Annotated in this window: 2 protein-coding genes; one reads left to right on the top strand and one right to left on the bottom strand. The window is 57.4% G+C overall.

The genetic code is table 11. The annotated features are described in order from the left end of the window. Positions 1-190: 190 nt before the first annotated feature. On the bottom strand, positions 191-1,402 hold the full coding sequence (gene rpoD / locus NW815_RS05370; RefSeq protein ID WP_414390936.1) for an RNA polymerase sigma factor RpoD: 1,212 nt from the start codon (positions 1,400-1,402) through the stop codon (positions 191-193). Positions 1,403-2,047: 645 nt separating this feature from the next. Between rpoD and NW815_RS05365 the strand changes: the two genes are divergently transcribed. Further along, a partial coding sequence (locus NW815_RS05365) for a homocysteine S-methyltransferase family protein (RefSeq protein WP_414415785.1) occupies positions 2,048-2,674 on the top strand: 627 nt, incomplete at its 3' end.

The following is a 2,674-nucleotide window of genomic DNA, read 5'->3' as shown; positions in this document are numbered from 1 at the left end:
CCAGAAAGAGGGCTGCTTTTTCAGAAAGACTGGGATCCGCGGAGTCTGGTTCGAGTTCATGCTGAAGATCCTCCATCGCGCGGGTTGGCAGTTCCAACTCAGTCTGCCTTAGGGGGCCGGGAACTCTCTTGGATCCTAAGCAGGGATCCCTTGCCCCGGCTCTCTATCGAAGCTGGAACAGACCGCAGAGTCACCGGATGTATTCCTTCAACACGCTGTTGCGGTTGGGGTGGCGCAACTTGCGCAGAGCCTTAGCCTCGATCTGCCGGATTCGCTCACGGGTGACATTAAAGATCTGGCCGATTTCCTCCAGAGTTTTCATGCGGCCATCATCCAAGCCGTAGCGCAACTTCAACACATCCCGTTCGCGGGCGGTGAGGGTTTCCAAAACGCTTTCCAGATCTTCTCTGAGCAAGACTTTGGCCACCCGATCCTCCGGCGTCTCCCCATCCGACTCGATAAAGTCTCCCAGCCGAGAATCCTCTTCCTTGCCGATGGGGGTTTCCAAAGAGATGGGAAGCTGGGCCGACTTGGCGATAAAGCGCAACTTCTCGATGGTGATCTCCATGCGGGTGGCGATCTCCTCTTCGGTGGGCTTGCGGCCCAATTCCTGGGAAAGCAACTTGGTTACCTTTTTGATGCGGGAGATCGTCTCGTAGAGGTGGACAGGCAGGCGAATGGTGCGGGATTGGTCGGCAATGGCACGGGTGATGGCCTGTCGAATCCACCACGTCGCATAGGTGGAGAACTTGTAGCCCTTCTCGTGGTCGAATTTCTCGGCTGCCCGAATCAGGCCCAGGGATCCCTCCTGAATCAAATCCTGAAAAGACAGGCCCCGGTTCATGTACTTTTTGGCGATGGACACCACCAAACGCAGATTAGACTGCACCATCTTTTCTTTGGCCCGCCGCCCCCGATGCAACCGCCGCCGAAACTCCGGCAAGGACATCTTGACCTCTTCTGCCCAGAGGGTGTCCGGCACCTCTTCTGGGTCTGACCAGAGGCCCATACGCTGAAAAACGGCCTCGCGAGCGCGCTCTAGCTCCAGCAGATCGGCAATTTTTCGGGCTAGCTCGATTTCTTCATCGGCCCGCAGCAGCCGAATACGCCCAATTTCCTGTAAGTAGACCCGGATAGAGTCATCGGTGTAGGGCTTTTTCTTACTGGCCGCCTTGCGCTTTGAGCGACCTTTGGCACCGGTAGCGGCAGTCTCTCCATCCTCCTCTGCTGCCTCTTCGTCGTCGTCATCCTCATCAAAAGCATCAGTGTCACCGGTATCCAGTTCGCTCTCGAGGGTATCTGTCTCGGTGTCCAACTCCAGGGCGCTGGAAGGTGGATTTTCCAGATCCGGTTCGAGAAGAGCTGTTTTACCCGATTTCACCAATTCCTTTGCTTGAGCCATGCTGAGTTCCTCGTGATCCTAATCACAGACAACTAAAGGTGACTAAGGGAGCTTAGACGCCAAAGGGAGAGGAGCAAGTTGCAGCTCTGCTGCATCCCACAACGCCAGAGTGAGGGAGCCGATATCCGCAAGCCAAAGCCTGACTTGCCCTAGGCCAGCCTGCCCGCTTCTGAATAACCGATTGCTCGGGTCAATCTGGAAGCAGATATCGCTCATGGAGCTCAACTGAACTGGCGCAAGACTCGTCTTGATGGACGGGGCCTCTCGAGGTGGCGAAAGGTGGATCTTTCTCTTCGTCGATCCTGCGACGGAGTGCGAGGCACTTTACCAAGGGGACGGAACATTCAGCACCTCAACCACTCCAACCTGCGAGGAGAAGATCGCTCTACAGCAGGCGGCAAGTGACCCTGGGAGGAACACTTGCGAGCAACTGTAGCCGTTCACACCAAAACGTCTTCCCTAAATTAGCCCGACCTGGGGGAAACAGCAACGGGGCAGGCAAAGAAAATGTTAAATTCACCTCAACAATGGCCAGAATGGAAGCCCTGGCCAGGGATCCATCCTTCGGCCTAGTCCGAGCAAATGGCTCGATGCTAACTTAAATCAGACTCTAGGTCGATGACACCCTGCCTGACTTTGACTTCTATGACCCATCCCTTCCTGCAGCATCTCCAGGAACGTGTAATTGTCTTCGATGGGGCGATGGGATCCTCCCTCCAGGCCCAGAACCTGACGGCAGCGGATTTTGGTGGGCCGGAGCTGGAGGGTTGCAACGAGATGCTGGTGCTGACCAAGCCGGAGGCGGTGGAGCGGGTACACCGCGGCTTTCTGGAAGTGGGGGCCGACGTTGTTGAGACCAATACCTTTGGGGCTACCTCCATTGTTTTGGCCGAATATGGGATCCCGGAAAAAGCCTACGAGCTGAACGTGGCGGCGGCGCGACTGGCCAAGCGGGTAGCAGCCGAGTTTGCGACGCCGGAAAAGCCCCGTTTTGTGGCCGGCTCCATTGGCCCCACCACCAAGCTGCCCACCCTGGGGCACATCAGCTTTGATGAGATGCGGGCTGCCTACGAGGAGCAGGTGCAGGGGCTAGTTGACGGTGGGGCGGATCTGCTGATCATCGAGACCTGCCAGGACATTTTGCAGACCAAGGCGGCCCTGGTGGCCGTGCAGCAGGAGTTTGCCCGACGCGGGATCCGCCTGCCGGTGGTGGTGTCCCTGACCTTTGAGGTGCAGGGGACAATGCTGGTGGGCACGGAGATCGGGGCGGCC

Origin of the sequence: Synechococcus sp. R6-7, assembly GCF_047461695.1 — a bacterium.
Classification (GTDB): Bacteria; Cyanobacteriota; Cyanobacteriia; order Thermostichales; family Thermostichaceae; genus Thermostichus.
The sequence above is the reverse complement of the archived record's forward strand: the minus strand, read 5'-3'. Positions and strand labels throughout refer to the sequence as shown.

Bases quoted from the DNA above. Each gene is read 5' to 3' on its own strand.
- rpoD (WP_414390936.1), bottom strand. From the start codon at position 1,402: ATGGCTCAAGCAAAGGAATTGGTGAAATCGGGTAAAACAGCTCTTCTC.